The sequence below is a fragment of the Paenibacillus sp. DMB20 genome (assembly GCF_000987955.1).
In the GTDB taxonomy this organism is placed as follows: Bacteria; Bacillota; Bacilli; order Paenibacillales; family Paenibacillaceae; genus Paenibacillus_AQ.
In genome coordinates this window covers 46834-63684 of the sequence record NZ_LAZU01000018.1, presented here as the reverse complement: position 1 = coordinate 63684, position 16851 = coordinate 46834, and the positions used below count along the sequence as shown (strand labels likewise).

At 52.2% G+C, this 16851-nt stretch carries 12 protein-coding genes and 3 pseudogenes; 5 read left to right on the top strand and 10 right to left on the bottom strand.

Annotated elements, in window-relative coordinates:
* Window positions 1-149 precede the first annotated feature (149 nt).
* From XI25_RS06480 to XI25_RS06455, 8 genes are all read right to left on the bottom strand, one after another.
* Complete coding sequence (locus tag XI25_RS06480) at window positions 150-1127, bottom strand: diaminopimelate dehydrogenase (protein WP_046677891.1); 978 nt, start codon at window positions 1125-1127, stop codon at window positions 150-152.
* A 105-nt stretch (window positions 1128-1232) separates the two neighbouring features.
* The gene (locus XI25_RS36135; RefSeq protein WP_327204735.1) at window positions 1233-3131 is read right to left on the bottom strand and encodes a hypothetical protein; all 1899 of its coding nucleotides are present in this window, start codon (window positions 3129-3131) and stop codon (window positions 1233-1235) included.
* 34 nt (window positions 3132-3165) lie between these two features.
* Entirely contained in the window at window positions 3166-4461 is a 1296-nt protein-coding gene (locus XI25_RS36130) for a hypothetical protein (RefSeq protein ID WP_327204734.1), read from the bottom strand.
* Between the two features lie 106 nt (window positions 4462-4567).
* Window positions 4568-5578, bottom strand: a complete 1011-nt coding sequence (locus XI25_RS06470; RefSeq protein WP_046677890.1) for a LacI family DNA-binding transcriptional regulator — start codon at window positions 5576-5578, stop codon at window positions 4568-4570.
* Window positions 5579-5719: 141 nt separating this feature from the next.
* Complete coding sequence (locus XI25_RS34190; protein WP_235439696.1) at window positions 5720-6211, bottom strand: MFS transporter; 492 nt, start codon at window positions 6209-6211, stop codon at window positions 5720-5722.
* The gene (locus XI25_RS34185; protein ID WP_235439695.1) at window positions 6202-6927 is read right to left on the bottom strand and encodes an MFS transporter; all 726 of its coding nucleotides are present in this window, start codon (window positions 6925-6927) and stop codon (window positions 6202-6204) included. Before XI25_RS34185 ends, XI25_RS34190 begins: the two co-directional genes overlap by 10 nt.
* Before the next feature lie 4 nt (window positions 6928-6931).
* Window positions 6932-7669: a glycerophosphodiester phosphodiesterase gene (locus tag XI25_RS06460; RefSeq protein ID WP_046677889.1), complete on the bottom strand. Its 738-nt coding sequence runs from the start codon at window positions 7667-7669 to the stop codon at window positions 6932-6934.
* Window positions 7670-7944: 275 nt separating this feature from the next.
* Window positions 7945-8703: a DsbA family protein gene (locus XI25_RS06455; RefSeq protein ID WP_052759474.1), complete on the bottom strand. Its 759-nt coding sequence runs from the start codon at window positions 8701-8703 to the stop codon at window positions 7945-7947.
* A 191-nt stretch (window positions 8704-8894) separates the two neighbouring features.
* Here XI25_RS06455 and XI25_RS06450 point away from each other — a divergent pair, with 191 nt between their 5' ends.
* From XI25_RS06450 to XI25_RS06430, 5 genes and pseudogenes are all read left to right on the top strand, one after another.
* A complete protein-coding gene (locus XI25_RS06450; protein WP_235439694.1) occupies window positions 8895-9329 on the top strand; it encodes a MarR family winged helix-turn-helix transcriptional regulator in 435 nt (144 codons plus the stop codon).
* A gap of 22 nt (window positions 9330-9351) precedes the next feature.
* Window positions 9352-10568, top strand: a pseudogene (locus tag XI25_RS06445) (MFS transporter).
* Between the two features lie 217 nt (window positions 10569-10785).
* Window positions 10786-11917 (top strand): annotated as a pseudogene (locus XI25_RS06440) (ABC transporter ATP-binding protein).
* Window positions 11914-12567, top strand: coding sequence for an ABC transporter permease (locus XI25_RS06435; protein WP_046677887.1), 654 nt, complete (start codon window positions 11914-11916; stop codon window positions 12565-12567). Before XI25_RS06440 ends, XI25_RS06435 begins: the two are co-directional and overlap by 4 nt.
* Before the next feature lie 20 nt (window positions 12568-12587).
* On the top strand, window positions 12588-13496 hold the full coding sequence (locus tag XI25_RS06430; protein ID WP_046677886.1) for a glycine betaine ABC transporter substrate-binding protein: 909 nt from the start codon (window positions 12588-12590) through the stop codon (window positions 13494-13496).
* Window positions 13497-13700: 204 nt separating this feature from the next.
* Here the strand turns inward: XI25_RS06430 and XI25_RS36735 are convergent.
* Together XI25_RS36735 and XI25_RS06420 are read right to left on the bottom strand one after the other, a co-directional pair.
* A pseudogene (locus XI25_RS36735) lies at window positions 13701-15032 on the bottom strand (MFS transporter).
* An 86-nt stretch (window positions 15033-15118) separates the two neighbouring features.
* Window positions 15119-16825: a methyl-accepting chemotaxis protein gene (locus XI25_RS06420; protein WP_046677885.1), complete on the bottom strand. Its 1707-nt coding sequence runs from the start codon at window positions 16823-16825 to the stop codon at window positions 15119-15121.
* Window positions 16826-16851 lie beyond the last annotated feature (26 nt).

Sequence of the window (16851 nt, the reverse complement as noted above, 5' to 3'; positions counted from 1 at the left end):
CCATGCTCCTATCCTGCCATTGGCTGCCGGAAGCCGGGTTAAAAACGCTCCGTTGTCCTATGAAATGGGGACGATGGCGTTTTTCGAGAGAAAAACGCCCGCTCCTTAAAGGAACGGGCGCCAGCCTTATTAATGCGGCATTTCTTCTATTATAACAGCTCCTTGCGAAGCTGCTCCGCCGATTTCGGCGAGAGCATTCCGAACGGAATATCAAAGACGGTTTTGGCTCCCGATTCGCCGGCTTGTCCCAACTTATAGGCGGCACGGGCATATGCCACAAGCACGCTAGCCGTAAATTCCGGGTTGCTGTCAAGCGTCAGCCCGAATTCGATAATTTGCTTGCTGTCTTCTCCCGTACGTCCGCTTCGAAGCACCATGCCGCCATGCGGCATGCTGGAGTGATCGCGCTTCAACTCGTCCTCGCTGATAAAGTTGACGATGGTATCGTAGTCTGCAAAATAGTTTGGCATTTCCTTAATTTCACGTTCGATCGCGGCTTGGTCGGCCCCCTCTTCGGCAACCACAAAGCATTCGCGGAGATGCTTTTCGCGGGTGCTGAGTTCAGGGTTCTCCCCGCTGCGTACGCGCTGAACCGCTTCTTCGCGAGGAATGGTGTACTGGACGCCGTTCTTTACGCCGGCAACGCGGCGGATCGCGTCGGAATGGCCTTGGCTGACGCCTTTGCCCCAGAAGGTATATTCCTTGCCTTCCGGAAGCACCGCTTCAGCCAGAAGTCTGTTCAAGGAGAACAATCCCGGATCCCATCCGGTCGAGATGACGCTGACTTTTCCGCCCTGGCGCGCGGCAGCATCCACACTTTCGTAATAAGACGGAATTTTGGCATGGGTATCGAAGCTGTCAACGGTATGGAACCGGCCGGCCAATGCAGGTCCCTGCTCCGGCAGATCCGTAGCCGAACCGCCGCAAAGAATCAGAACGTCGATTTGATCCTTGTAGCTTTCCAACTCGGATATATGTACGGCTTTCGCTTCCGAGGCTACCCCTTCAGGATTGCGCCGGGAAAATACGGCCGTCAGTTCAACATCGGAATTTTGCTTGATGGCCTTTTCTACCCCGCGGCCAAGGTTACCGTATCCTACAATCCCCACTCTTATCTTTTGTGTCATATTACGCCTCCTTATATTTGACTTCCGCTATTGTACCAAGAGTTTGACCATTTTTAAATAATGACCAGGGAAATTGTCGGATTTTTTTTTGAACGGCTTTTGGGGCTACTTTAAGGTTGCTTGAATGGAAACGACATCCCCGCTTCTTACCGCTTCGGCCAGCTCCCCGGAGACCCTGTTCCCCTTCACGGCAATCTCGCTGCCATCCCTTGCTCTCAGTTTCATGTCCGAGACGACGGCCGCTTGCGGACCGAACGTGTCCGCCTTGCGCTCATTCCGGTATGTCACGGCCACGCGGCCAAGGAATTTAAACGACACCTCGCCCCGCTCGTCGAACAGCCAGCCCGGCAGGATCGGCTGCAGGGTCAACTCCAGCCTTCCGTTTTCATAGCTGAACATGCTTTTTCCGGCCATCATCAGAATCCACATGCTTAGAAACTCTGCGGTAGAACCGCTAAGCCTCGATACGAATCCTCTCCCGTGTACGCCCGGATCCGGATTCACGCCGCTGGCGATAAAGGAAGAATTCTCAAGCGTGCTGCGGCCGTACACCGCCGGATCCAGAAACGGAATCAGCGAAGAACGGATTTCCTCAAAGAAAGGCCCGTAAAGACCTGTTTTGAGAAGGGACAGCAAGTATTTGTAAGTCATATGGAGGAACACGGACTCTCTTTCCAGCCACCCGGCGGTAAATGCCCGGATACGCCCGATTTCGTCTCCCTCTCCGTTCAGACTGACTGAAGTTTTATACATCCCAAGCTTCCGGTCATACAAATCGGTGGCTTTGATCCGGTCGTACATCTCTTTTGCTTGCTCGGCATCGTCCATCAGCTTCATTCCCCTTGCGGGCGCTTCCAGAAAATGCGGCAGGGCAAAGGCCTTAAAGCTTGTTACCTTTACGGCCGGAAGCCCATACGGGGTCATCATATCCTCACCGTTCCCGTCCTTAAGCCGTTCAAAACGCTCCGCCTCAAACCGGAAGTAGGTAGGCACCACGCCCCCGCCCATGTTTTCGGCCCGCTTGATGCCCAGATCGATTTTCCGCAAAAATGAATCGAACACATTCGCCAGATCCCTTACAACTGTTTTCTTCTCTTGCCCGGTGATGCCGAAGCGAATGCGCTCCCGGTACGCTTCGCGGGCCGAGGACGTCCGGTCCCAATACTGGAAATCATCCCGGCTTCCACGCTCATGCTCCATGACCCCGTTATGAACCTGTTTCAGGAAATCGGCGATTTCCTCCGGCAGATCTACCGCTTGATCCCCGAACTGCCGAATGGCCTCCTGCATAAAGAGCATTAACCGTTTCAATTCGAAGGTTTCGCTCATGCCCGAACCGAATAATCCCGGCAGCCCGTTCATGGCATCATTCCAGCCCGGTTTATTCGCCTCCATCTCCACGCCCATGCCGTAGGGATCCAATGTGGCGAATTTGTTCAAGGATAGAGAAAGCATCTTCACAAACAGATTCGTATGGTAGATGTCGCCTCTTCCTCCTTCGGTCCGCAGCCATTCCGTGCCATTTTTCCGGCGCCCGAGCTTCTCGAGCTTTTCATGATCCTCGCGGACAGCTCCATATTGCCGTGCTTTACCGGTGGAAACACCGTATTTTTGGGAACGAGGCAGTACAAACACCGGACTGTCAAAAAACGTATAGGCGGGGTCGCCGAACAACAGCTCTTCTTTTTTATCCGGATAGATCCCCAGGTATCCGTCTACCAAGTCCATATTGTACGTCCAATGATCGGACCAGAAGCCTTCCCCGAAACTGGCTTCGATATGCTGCCGGGACAGCGATAGCAGTTCCTTCAGAAATTGCTCTTCGCTTAAACGCAGCGATATCCCTTGGTCGGCAATGCCGTTCACGATTTTTCCGGGGGTGTATTTGCCGCTGCATAGCGCATCCAGCATACGCTGCGCCCTGTTTCCGTCTGCCGCTGCCAGGATCAGTTTTTGCAGGTCTTCACCGCGGTCCTCGGCAACTTGGAAGCTCGTCCCCTCCACGCTGAGCGGATTGTATCCGTCCGCCTGAATCAGGCTATAAAAACATGCGGACGTTAAAAGAACCGACCATCGGATGGAAAAACACGTCGTTTCGACGGTTTTGGTTCATATCCCGAAAATTGCCGTTCCCCTGGGAGTAATACTCGGGCGCCAGCGAGAAAAAGTTGTAGTCCCGTTCCAGATCGCCATGTTTGCGCGAGTACAGGTGCACCACAGCGCCTTCGTTTCCGTTATCAAAAATAAAGGGGTAACCGCCGCGGAGGAAATTGTCGAGATACGATTGTCTGCAGTATTCATCAAACAACGGAAAAGCCGTCCGGGTGTCGATATCATCCGTCAGGGTCCGGGTCAGTGCCGCAGCTTCCTTCCGTTTGCGCTCCATATATTCAAAGGAACACAGCCGTTCCGTCCTGTCGTTGATTTTGCGGATGTCGTTCACATGCCCGATCAACGTATAAATTTTGACCGATCGGCCGGGCTCCAGTATGGAAGACAAGCCTGTGAACCCGCAGGGCACTTTGTTAACCGCATATTGAGGTCGCTGCAGCATTTCATCCACGGACATTCCGGCAAAGCCTTCAGGATGAGACAATGAGGTGTTGCCGCCGAAAACAAGCTCAAAATCGACGATCGGCGAATGATGCGCCCCCTCCCGACTGAACGAGAGATAAAAGTGGCCGCTGCTGACTTCGCTCACCTCGGCCTCATCGTGCGTGCTTGACCGGACTTTGTAGAACGGTATCCCGTTCTCCATATTGCCCACTTCCATCCAGCTCCGGAGAAGGTTGCCCACTTCCTTATACCCGCCGTTCTCCACTCCGTAAGGCAAAATTTCCGGCATCCCGTCAAGTATTTCCAGCGCCGCAGCCGTGCCGGAGATGTTGGTGATTTCCGCTTCCCTGACCAAGGCCGCAAAATCTTCGCCGGGGAGATGAAAATAGGAAACCGTGGTATTCAAGCCTTTATTCGAATGGGACTCCTGAATCGACAACTCATTCTGGCTGATGCGCATCACCCTATGGGCTGCCGGATCCGGTTGGAACGATTGAAACGGTTCATATATTCCGTCTTTTCCCTGTATTTTGATGAAGGTACGGAAGCCATTGGCGGAAACCTGCTTGTAAGTAATGTTGGCCGGCGAAAATTCCATGATCGGAGAGTTTTTATCCCGAATGCCGAAACTGGAAACGGCCTGCCCCCTGTTCACATAGAAAGTCCACATCGGAATTCCTTTCAAGCCTGCCATCCCGGGCAAAAAGCTGGAAAAAGGCTTGGCTTGGTCAAACTCTTCGATCACAAACGTCTCCCGATCAAATGAATAGGTTGGCACAACCATCATCTCCTTAAATAATGTTGTAATTCATTAAATTCATTGAGTCCAATAAATCGAAACCGGTTTCGAAAATGGGCGAAAAGCGATCCTGCCTTCCTGTTCCTCATTCAAGCGGACGGCAGGATTCCCGGATGATAAGTTCTACGGGAAGTTTGACGGATTGGACCGCTCCTCCATTGTTCTCGATGGCGGCGGTTAAAATATCGGCGGCGGTACGGCCCAAGCTATCCGTATCCTGGCGGATGGTCGTCAGCGCAGGCGTCAGGTACTTCGCCATCTCGATATCGTCAAAACCGATGACGGAATAGTGGTCCGGCACCCGCAAACCGCGGTCCTTAACGGCACGGACGGCACCCAAGGCAAGAAGATCGCCTGCGGCATAAACCGCGGTTGGCGGGCACTCCGAATCCATCAGAACCTTCATGGCGTCATAACCGCTTTCCATGGAAAAGAAACCGCTGTCCGCGATATATCCTTCCCCGATCTCGAGACCGAGCTTTTCCATCGCCGCCTCGTATCCCTGCTGCCGCGTACTTCCGGCAAAGGTTCCGGTACCTCCGGAGATGTGCGCAATGCGGCGGTGACCCAGCGAATGCAGATATTCCACCGCTTTCATGCTGCCGGAAACATTGTCCGAATATACCGCATGAACCGGCCCCTGCGAAGCGTCAAGAATTACGCAGGGAAGCCCGCTGTCCAGAAGCTCCTGAAAATCCGGATCGTCATTGCTGGACAATATCACGGCCACTCCGTCAACGCCCCGGATTTTGCAATGCTCCAGATAACTGCTCTTTCGGCCGCCGACGTCCTTGGAAATAAACATCAAGTCGTAACCTTTGGACACGGCCACCTTCTTGAAACTTTCGATGACGGCGCTGAAATAAGGATGCCTGATCCCCGCTCCGGTCGCCTCAACGAACAGAATTCCGATCGTCCAGGAACGTTTGGTCGTCAGGCTTCGTGCATTGGCATTCGGCAGATAGCCCATTTCCTTCGCGGTCTCCAGAATATGGCGCCTTGTTTTCTCCCTGACGTCGGAGTAATTGTTGAACGCCTTGGATACCGTCGTTGGGGAATATCCCGTTTTTCTGGCTATATCGTAAATGGTCGTCAATCCGCGGATCACCTCCCGTCATTCTGTTCGGCGTAATCACCCATGCTCATTTTCTGATTATAGATTCTACCTTTTGAAGCCTCCCTCCGTCAATGCGGGAAAGCACTTTCACAAGGCGGAGTCCCGCTTGACTCGGTTTCCTTAGGATGCGGCCGCGGCAGGTGAATCGTCAGAATGCATGACCGTTTCCTTATGGCGGATCATCGAGACGCAGACCAAGGCGATCAGCATGCTTCCCGCCGCGCAATAGAACAGGACGGGATACCCGAAACCATCGATCAATTGGCCCAACAGAGGCGGAGAAATGATCGCTGCGAGAGACGAAACGAGGTAATACATCCCGGTACGCGTTCCGATGCTCTCTTCCGAGCCGGTCGATACGATAAACGGGTAGGAATTGATGTTAATGCAGGCCCAGAACAGTCCGCCCACGGTCAACAATATCCGAAGGATCAGCAGCGACTCCACAAAAGGAACAGCCGCAAAAACGACCAGCAGACCGGTAACGCCGATCAGGATAACGCGCTTCTTTCCGAACCGGCTCCCCAGCCAACCGCTGGGAATGGCAAAAAGCACAAAAGCAAGCGAGAAAAACGTAAGCGAGAAGGAAGCTGCCGATTCGCTTAGCCCCATCTCATTTTTCCCGTAAAGCGTAAACAGGGTTTCAACCCCCTGGTAGGCGACAAACCAGAAAAAAAATCGCCGCGAGCAAAAAACAAGGTCGTCCGGTTCAGCTGTCCCTTGAACGAAATTTTAGGCCTCGTTCCGGTTAACGCCGCATATCCCGGCGAATCCCGTTTCTCCTTAATAAAGCGCTGCAGAATAAACATCGAGATCAAGGTAACGCAGGCCGCTGCTACAAAAGGGAACGATTCGTGGGCTTTGTATAAAATAGACCCGACGCCGAACGCCAGGATGGATCCGATCCCGCCCATGAAGTTAATGATCCCGTTCGCGCGCGTACGGTTCTTTTCCGGCGTAATGTCAGGCATCAAAGCCACCGTCGGCGAGCGGTACAGGCTCATCGCAAGGTTCATCAGCATCATGAACAGAATGAGCGTGAAGAGCCCGTTATGGAACGGAATGATCGCGGTAAACAAGGCGCCGAGCGGCATGCCGATAAGCAGGTAAGGCATTCTGCGGCCGAAGCGGGTATCGGTGCGGTCGCTCCGGCTTCCTATCCATGGCTGCAAGAACAGAGCAAAATAATTATCGATGGTCATGAAAAAACCGATAAGCGCAACGCTTGATATGTAATCCTCCAAAAAATAAGGCACAAAGGCGTTATATAATGCCCAGGTAATGCTGATGCTGAAAAAGCCGAATCCGAGCAGCCACGTTTTTTTCACCTATTCACGCTCCTTCATCCTGAAGCAGACTTTTCAGCACATCGGGATAATCGGTAATGATTCCTGCCACCTTGGCCTGAATCAGCCGCTTCATTTCCCCGGGATCGTTCACGGTAAACGGGTGATACGCGATGCCCACATTTCGGGCTTCCTCCACCCATTCCGGCAGGACGGCCAATTTGTAAGCATGCAGCGCATCGGCCGAAACCGTGGCGGCGTATTCCCAAGCCTTATAAAGACCTTCCATGTACAAAATGCCCGTGCGGATTTCCGGAGCAATCGCTTTGCATTTTACGAGCGAATAATGATTGAAGCTGGAAATGACCACGCGTTCTTCCATCCCGTAGCTTCGCACGCAGGCGATGACCTTGTCCTCAAGCCCCGGATATTGGACGGCCCCGTTTTTGAGCTCAATGTTGACGATCGTATCCAGATCCTTCGTCAGATCCAACAGCTCCTCCAGCGCCGGAATGCGCTCGCCGCTAAACGGCTCGCCAAACCATGAACCCGCGTCCAGCTTTTGAATCTCTTCAAACGTATGGTCCTTTACCAAGCCCGCGGTTCCCGTTGTCCGAATTAATAATTCGTCGTGGATGAGAACGAGTCGGCCGTCCCTGGTCATCTGCACATCGGTTTCGATTCCGGTCGCTCCCAGTTCAAGCGCCTTTCGGAAGGCGGCCATCGTATTCTCCGGACATACGCCGGATGCTCCCCGATGCGCAAAGTTGATCACTTGTGTCATTTTAATATTCCTCCTGATTATCCTATTGAGCATAATCCAAGCATAACTCCTGAATGTTAAGGCTGTGTAAGAATGTCGCAGATGGTCTGCCGATTCATTCCTCTCCTCATCCATATTCCACACGCGTCATGTTAAACCCTGTATCCTTCCCGCATAGAACGATAAAATTTTTACATATCGGGTTCAACCATCGCCTGAACAAAAAAAGGGCGCCCCTCGAATCTTGTGGATCCGAGAGATGCCCCTGTATTACGATTACGATCATGCTTTTCGCTTCAGCTATTTTCTTCAATATATTTGCGGACTTCATCAAACGTCGGATCCTCGAATTTTACGCCGTTGATAAACACCGTCGGAACTCCCTGCACTCCGTGTTTATCGGCGATGTCCAGATCGCGTTTGATATTTTTGATATACTTCTCTCTTTTGAAATCCTCCTTGAAACGATCAAACGGGACTTCGGGCATTTCCTTTTCAACAAGCTCGGTAATGAAAGCGTATGTGGCCCACTCGGTGCCCTTATCTCCCTGACGCTCCGTCATCAGACCGTGATATTTCCAGAAATATGCCGGATCCATTTGGTACAAGGTTTCCCCTGCCAGAGCGGCCAGAACGGAATCCCGTGCCAGAAAAGCCATGTCGACGTAGACCAACCTTGCTTTGCCCTGGTCGATGTACGCCTCCTTGATTTCAGGCAGTACCTCCTCCATCCACAGCTTGCAGTAAGGACACTTGTAATCGGAAAATACGACGATTTGGAAGGGAGCGGATGCGTTTCCCAATACAGGCTGGTTCTCTTCGTCAAACCCTTCCGGTGCTTGCCCCGATTCTACCTGTTCCAGATCGGGATAGGCCATTTCGGCTTCTCCGCCGGTCTGCTCTTTTAAGATGAATAACGCGGCAACTAGCGCTACCGCCAAAAGAACAAACCACATGCTACCGTTAACCATTCTCTTGCGTCCTGCCGTCTGTGCTTTCTTGGACCGTTGAGTAGCCTCCCGAGACTTCCCCGATTTGCGGCTGCTCTCCCCCATGCTCCATTCTCCTCTGCTCGATTAAGATTAAAAAAGTATACAAAGAGCCGCCGATGGAGACTAGGAAGTTTCTCACTTCTAGGGTTTCAGGGACACCGCAGCATGTGGCAAAACGTTGACGAATATAACATGTTTAACATATTATTGTTTAGACAACTATTTTTGAAAATGAAATGAAAGCGGTGATTTTCTTGAAAAAACATCTCTTCTCGGACTCCGTCGGTTTTCGGCTCGGGTGCACTTACCGCCGCGCTTCGAACCTGTTTGCGAATAAATTAAAATCTTTTGATATCACCCCGGAGCAATGGTCGATGCTGAGCCGAATCTCCGAAAACGAAGGATTGAAGCAGAAGGAAGTGGCCGCGAGGGCGGACAAAGACCAGCCGACGACAACCCGAATTCTTGATCTGCTTGAGAAAAAGGGCCTTATCAGGAGAGAAATCTCGCCTAACGACAGAAGGGCTTTTCTGCTGCGCATGACCGAAGCCGGCCACGAGCTTTTGGCATCGACCAGCGAAATCGAAAAGGAATGCGGACGTCTTATCACCGAGGGCATCGATCCAAAAGAAATGGAAATTTTTTGGGACATCATCTCTCGCATGAACGCTAACATCGAACGAAACTAACCATACCGGGAGAAATGAACTCATGAACAATGTAACGAATAAGCTATGGACCAAAGAATTTATCACCTTGATGCTCAGCAACCTGTTTTTGTTTCTGACTCTGCAAATGCTTTTGACCACACTGCCCGCCTATGCCAAAGAAGCCTTCCAGGCCAGCCCGCTTCAGGTCAGCCTCATTACAAGCCTGTTCGCCTTCAGTGCGATCCTTGCCCGCTTGTTCTCCAGCAAGGCTCTGGAAAAGGGCAAGCGGCGGCAGCTGCTTTATATCGGCCTGATCGTCTCCCTCCTTGCCACCTTGGGATATTACTGGGCGACCGGGATAACGTTTTTACTCCTGATGCGGATCCTTTTCGGCATCGGTTTCGGAATGACCAGCACCTCTTTCCCGACCATGGCTTCGGACGTGCTTCCGCCCAAACGCCTGGGAGAAGGCATGGGGTACTTCGGTTTATCCACCACGCTGGCCATGTCCATCGGGCCGATGATCGGACTGTCGTTGCTGCAGAAAGGAGGATTCACGCCGCTCGTGATGATTACGGCGGCTGTTAACGTGCTTATTTTCCCGCTGGCTTTTCTTTTAACCTCCCGCACGCCGAAAGATCACAGAGAGCCGGTGGCCGAATCCGTCCCTGAAGAGGCCAAAACGTCCTTATTCCGCCGGCTCCTGCTTCCCGGCGTGCTAAACTTCCTGACCTCCATTACTTACGGCGGCTTGCTGAGCTTTCTGGCCCTGTTCGGCAAGGAAGCCGGACTTGAGAGTCCCCAGTACTTTTTCTTGTTTAACGCGCTGGCCATCATCCTGATCCGCCCGGTATCCGGAAAAATATACGACCGGTACGGCCACAAGGCTCTGCTGATCCCGGCGGCGGCGTTTATGCTTATCGGCCTTATGGCGTTGACGTTTGCTTCGTCCACCGGGGGACTTCTACTCGCCGCCTCGTTCTATGGCATCGGTTTCGGAGCGATGCAGCCTTCCCTCCAGACGTGGATGATCCAGCGGTACCGCCAAGGCAGCGGGGGACGGCGAACGGCACCTTTTTGAATTCGCTCGACTTCGGCGTCGCCATCGGATCCATGGCACTTGGCGCGATCGCCCGCTTCGCCAATTATACGGTCATGTACCGTTATTCCGCCGGAGCCATGATTCTTTTCATTCTGATTTACGGCATTTACCTTCTGAAACGGTTGTTCCCTAAAAAGAACGAAGCGTTATCCCCATCCTCGGAGCGTTTCTCCTAACCCCTCCCGCCAGCGCCGGAATCATTCGGTTCCGGTGCATAAAAACCCCTTCCCTGAGACAAACTGACGGTAAAAATGTTTCAAACCGGTACGTTTAGGACAATGAAAGAATACGGTAACTAACTGTCTTCGGCACATGCTGAAGACTTTCCTCATTTCAGGCGAGTCTTCCGCCATGCATAACAGCACCTGCTAAAGCAGCAGGGGGAGGGTGTCTATGATCAAATTTGAAAATGTCAGCAAAACGTATCCCGACGGCTTTGAAGCCGTGAAAAATCTGAATTTCGAAATTCAGCGCGGCGAATTTCTTGTTCTCATCGGGCCGAGCGGATGCGGTAAAACGACGACGATGAAAATGATCAACCGTCTGATCCCCCACACGGGGGGCCAGATTACGATCAACGGCAAGGATATCAAGAAGACGGATATCGTCGAGCTCCGGCGCAGCATCGGTTATGTCATTCAGCAGACGGGACTGTTCCCGCACTATACGCTTGAGCAAAACGTCGGATTATTGCCTGATTTGAAAGGCTGGGACAAAGCCAAAAAGAAACGCCGCGTATACGAGCTGCTTGATTTGGTCGGACTGGATCCGGAAGTGTATGCTGCCCGTTATCCAAAGGAGCTATCGGGCGGACAGCAGCAGCGCGTTGGCGTCGCCAGAGCGCTTGCCGCGGATCCCGAAGTCATTCTGATGGACGAGCCTTTCGGGGCCCTGGATCCGATTACGCGGGAACAGCTTCAGGATGAAGTGCTCAAACTGCAGCAGGACCTCAAAAAAGACGGTTGTCTTTGTCACGCACGATATGGATGAGGCGCTGAAGATGGGAGACCGGATTGCCGTGATGAAAGCGGGAACGATGCTTCAGCTGGATTCCCCCGAAAAACTGCTCCGCGAGCCGGCCCACGGCTTTGTGGAGGAATTTATCGGCAAAAACCGGGTCTACCAGAACCCGGCCTTCATCCCCGTCACGGAGGTGATGAGGGATAATCCGGCAACGGTCCTATCCCATCGTTCGCCGCTGCGTGCCATGACCTACATGAGGCACCGCAAAACGGATACGCTGCTTGTGGTGAACGAGCATAATGTACTGCTCGGGCTGGTATCCGGGTACGAGCTTCAAGCCAATATCGATACCGTATCCAAGGTGGAGGAAATCATGAAGCCGATTCAATCCGCCCTTCCGGAAACGGCAACGGCAAAAGACGCTCTGATCGCCGTCAATGATGCCCCTTTCGGCATCATACCGGTGATTGACAGCCGCCAGCGGCTGAAAGGGGTCGTTACACGCGGAACGTTGATTTCGACATTTGCAAGCCACTGGGCCGGAAAGGGGGATGAAGAATGAATTCAACCATCTGGGAACAAATTGGGCGCCAGTTCTCGCTTCGTTGGGGCGAGCTTCTGGCCTCCACCGGCGAGCATATCCAGCTCGTCCTCTTGTCCATGGCCTTGGCGATCCTGATCGGCATCCCCGCCGGCATCCTGGTGACCCGGTTCAATTTCTTGAAATCCTGGATCATCGGCGGCGCCAGCATTCTTCAAACGGTACCGAGCCTTGCTCTGTTGGGCTTTATGATCCCGCTGCTCGGCATAGGTATGAAAACGGCCGTGGCCGCGTTATTCCTATATTCCCTCCTTCCGATCATCCGAAATACGTATACGGGAATCAAGGATGTCGATCCCGCCATCATCGAAGCCGCGCGGGGAATGGGAATGACCCAGGCGCAAATCCTGCTCCGCGTTCAGCTTCCGCTCGCCATGTCCGTCATTATGGCGGGAATCCGGACGGCGACCGTTATTAATGTCGGCACCGCCACGCTTGCCGCCTTCATCGGTGCCGGAGGCCTTGGGGATTTCATTTTCCTTGGCATTACGCGCAACATCGACGCGCTGATTCTGCTGGGGGCGCTGCCTGCAGCCTTGATGGCCCTGCTGTTTGATTATCTGCTGGGACTTCTGGAACGCTGGACGACGCCGAGAGGGCTCAAAATTTAACGTGCGATGGAGGAACAACCATGAATAAGAAACGATGGCTGTTGGCTGCGGTAGCGTTCATGTTTTCGATCTCCGTCATCGGCTGCGGCGCACAGCAGTCCGCTCCCGGCAGCGGCGGGCCGGCCGATTTGACCATCGGCTCCAAAAACTTCACGGAAAATATCATTCTGGCCCATATGATGGCAGACCTGATTGAAGACCGGACCGGCCTTACGGTGAGACGAACCTTGAATCTCGGCGGTTCCAGCGTCACTTGGAAAGCGCTGCTCAATAATGATATCCAGCTCTATCCGGACTATACGGGTACGATTGTGGCTAACTATTATCAAAAGGAAACGGGCAGCGCAGAGGAAACCCTCAAGCGAACCAGGGAGCTTGTCCGAGGAGATGGCCTGGAATTCCTTGAGCCTCTTGGATTCAGCAACTCATATGCACTTGCCGTTACGCCTGAAACCGCGGAGAAATACAACCTCAAAACATACAGCGACCTGGCCAAAGTATCGGCAGGCCTTGAGCTTGGAGCAGAATTTGAATTTACGGATCGCCCGGATACGTATCCCGGCCTCAAAGAGCTGTACAACATGAACTTCAAGCGGGTGAAAGGCATGGACCAGGGCATCAAATACAGATTGATCGGCCAGAATGACCTGGATGTTGCCAGTGCCTATACGACGGACGGACAAATTAAAGTCAATAATCTTGTGATCTTGGAGGATGACAAGGGCTTCTTCCCTCCATATGATGCCGGAGCCGTTGTGCGGAGCGATCTGTTGAAGAAATATCCGGAAATCCGTGACGCGCTTAACGAGCTCGGGGGAAAAATCAATGAGGAGAACATGCAGGAGATGAATGCCTTGGTAGATGAAGGTTACCGCGAGGATATCGTGGCCCGTGACTTTCTGGTAAAACTGGGGCTTTTCCAAAAGTAAATTCAAAACCGCAAACAAACAACAAAAAACCTTATCTTTTTTGTATAACGTACCCTGTAGAGCAGACTTAAAAAAGTCTCTTAAATAGGGTGCTTTTTCTTTATCAATGTAATTGGGAGGTGAACGTCAATGTCCGGACGGGGAAACAACTCAATAAAAAAAGATGACCCCTGTTCAATACAGAGATCATCTTCTTAAAGCAGCCTAGGGCTTTCCAAAACATCCTTTACATAAGAACCGCTTATTTTCGGGCAAAGTTTTTTGATTTTGGAGCCGTTCGGCTTTTTTAAACTCCACGCGCTGAAGGCCTCCCTCTCCTCCTTCATCTTCTCCCTTTTGTTCCGGCTTGACCGCAAAAAAGGTTAAAAGCGCCCCTACGGCCGCTACCGCTGCCAAAGTTCCAAAAAAGAACCCCGTGGCTAGCCCCAAGTAAAAGCGACACCGCAGGAGGACCCAGCGATACGCCGATAAATCGCATGCTGCTGTACAAGGAAGTAATCGTGCCCCGCTGTTTCTTCTCCACCCCTTCCGTAAGAAGGGTATCCATGCTGGGCAGGACCAGACCAATGCCGATGCTTCCCAAGCTCATAAAGCCAATCACGAAATATATCTGCTCGCTGAAGCCGATCACGATCAGCGAGCCCGTAAGCAGCATCATCCCGGTAAAGCCCGTCCATTTCATGACCGCCTTGTTCTTTCCGGAAAATTTACCTGCCACATAGGAAGCAAGGCAAAGCGCGGCCAGCGGGATCGCAAGAACAAGCCCCTTGATGATTCCTGTAAGCCCGTAAGTCGATTCCAGCGTCTCCGATAAATAAAACTGAACTCCGAACACGCCGAACATGGCGATGCCGCCGATCGCAAAAACGGCGTACACCCACCGTCCTTTTTCTCGTAAAACCTCTTTTGTCGCCTTCAGAAATTCACGGATCGATTCTTTATTCTCCTCATCCGTTTGCCGAGGCGTTTTCACAAGAAAAAATGACAAGCAGCAGGCCTATCGCACAAAAAAAACGGAATGGCCATAAACGGGACGAACCATACAAAACTCCCTAAAAAAGCCCCCAAAATCGGGCTAACAACTTTGCCGAACGTATTCGATGTTTCGATAATGCCCAGGCTTTTACTTACTTCTTCTTCATCCATAAACATATCCCCGACAAGCGGAATGACGATCGGGAAAGCGCCGGCAGCTCCTATTCCTTGAAGAAACCTCCCCCCAAGAATGACGGCATAGGCCCCCGTTCCGTCCATTAGCCAAGCCGCTGCCGCGGAAATTCCGCTCCCAACGACGGTAATGATTAAGCTCGGAATGATGATCTTCTTCCGTCCGTACCGATCGGATAAATAACCGGCAATCGGAATTAGCAGAATAGCCACGATCGCGTACACCGTAATCAGCATGCTGACCAAAAACGAACTGATTCCCAGAGCCCTCTCGATTTGCGGCAAAATGGGAATCAGCATGGAATTGCCCAATGTCATAATGAGCGGTATAGATGCAAGGGCAACCAAATCCCACTTCTTCTTTTCCATAAGAAGACCACCTTAAACATCATTTGTGTCTTTTTTATAGTGTGGGTTCTTTCTTCCGTAATATTCATGGCAAATAGAAGTTCCCCCTATTTCTGGACTTTGAATCCGGACATCAAGTTTTTAAGCTGGGCTGACATGCTGTTTAACGTCTCGACCGTTGACGCAACCTCTTCCATGGAAGCCAGCTGCTCCTCGGAGGCTGCGCTGACGCTTTGCGCGCCGCCGGCCGTGGTTACGGTAATTTCCGCGATCCTCTGGACCGAATTCACGATTCCTTCGGCACCATGATTCAGCTGTTCGGTCGCCTTGCTGACATCATTGATCTGTTCGTTAAGCAGCCCAATCGATTGCTCTATGTCCTGAAACGCGGTTTCGGCGCCCTGGGCAACCGAAATCCCTTCCGAAACCGTTTGAATCCCCATCTCCATAACGCTGACTAGCTCCGAAATATCCTTCTGTATGTGCTGAACAAAGCGGCTGATTTCTACGGAAGACGCCGCAGATTGATCAGCCAGCTTCCTTACCTCGGAAGCCACGACGGCAAAACCTTTGCCGTGCTCGCCAGCCCGTGCCGCTTCAATGGAAGCATTCAAAGCGAGCAGTCCCGTGCGTGCAGCCAGATCATTGATCATATCCCCCATGGCTCCAATGTTAGCGGCTTGATTCCCCAATTCCTGAACGGCCAGCGCCGACTGGTCCACGCTGTTCCGAATCTGCTCCATTTGCCGGAGTGTATGCACGACAGCCTGCTCCCCTTCCAAAGCAAGCCGCTTGGTGTTCCCCGACAGTTCGGCCGTTTCGCTTGCGGCAGCGGCGATTTGCTTCATCCCGCCGGCCATTTCCCCGATGACGGCTGATGCCGCTTCCGTATCCATAAGCTGGGCTTCCACCCCTGCGGCCAAATTTTCCATAATTTCAGAAGTATGACGCGTAGCATCCCGTATCTCCTTCGAGGTCGACTTTAACTGCTCGGTCGAATCAGATACCTGATAAGCGGACTCTTGAATCTGCAGCACCATTTCGCGGAATCCTTCAACGAGTTTGTTGTACGCATCCGCCACCTCTCCGATTTCATCCTTGGTGCGGACATCCAACCGGGATACCAGATCGCCCCCGCCTTCCCCGATGGCCGACAGCTGTGTCACCATCTGCCCGAGAGGACGGATCGAGCGAAGAAGCATCAGACTCTGGATCACGTAATAAAGAATAGCGGCTGCCCCTACCATGAGCAAAATATCGTTTCGGACCTTTCCGCTCTTCTCGATCTTGGAAGCGCGTTTGTCCATTTCTTGATCCTTTCGGGTTTTGAAATCCGAGATGAGAGGCGTAAAGGATTTGCGAATTTCCCGTTCCTGCTCAAAAGACTTGGCGTAAACAGTATACGGAGCGGGCTTCCCTCCCTGACCCATACCGGCTTCCGCTAATACCTTGTCTACGGCATCGTTGTAAATGGTATAGCCCCTTTTAATCTGATCCATCACCTTGATGTCCTTCGGATCGGCAACAAGCTTCCGGGTCTTCTCGGCAGTTTGATCGAAAGATTCCTGTTTCTCCTTCAAGGCGTCCTGGTACGACGGATCGCCGGAAAGGAGGAGACCCCGCTCATCATTTGCCATTCCCGACAAAAGCATCTGCATTTGCGACAAATTATAAACGACCTGCTGATCCACCTTGATGATCGACATATATTTTTCTTCCGTGGACTTCGAAGAAATAAACGCCGTGAGAATCATACCGGCTGTTACCGCTCCTACGATGACGGATGAGAGCAGCATTTTTGTTTTGATTTTCATGTTTTTTTTAAAATCCCCCTTAATCT

Coding starts and splice junctions, on each gene's coding strand:
- XI25_RS06480 (WP_046677891.1), bottom strand. CDS start 1,127: ATGACACAAAAGATAAGAGTGGGGATTGTAGGATACGGTAACCTTGGC.
- XI25_RS06420 (WP_046677885.1), bottom strand. CDS start 16,825: ATGAAAATCAAAACAAAAATGCTGCTCTCATCCGTCATCGTAGGAGCG.
- XI25_RS06460 (WP_046677889.1), bottom strand. CDS start 7,669: ATGACACAAGTGATCAACTTTGCGCATCGGGGAGCATCCGGCGTATGT.
- XI25_RS06455 (WP_052759474.1), bottom strand. CDS start 8,703: ATGGGGGAGAGCAGCCGCAAATCGGGGAAGTCTCGGGAGGCTACTCAA.
- XI25_RS06430 (WP_046677886.1), top strand. CDS start 12,588: ATGAATAAGAAACGATGGCTGTTGGCTGCGGTAGCGTTCATGTTTTCG.
- XI25_RS06435 (WP_046677887.1), top strand. CDS start 11,914: ATGAATTCAACCATCTGGGAACAAATTGGGCGCCAGTTCTCGCTTCGT.
- XI25_RS34190 (WP_235439696.1), bottom strand. CDS start 6,211: ATGGGGCTAAGCGAATCGGCAGCTTCCTTCTCGCTTACGTTTTTCTCG.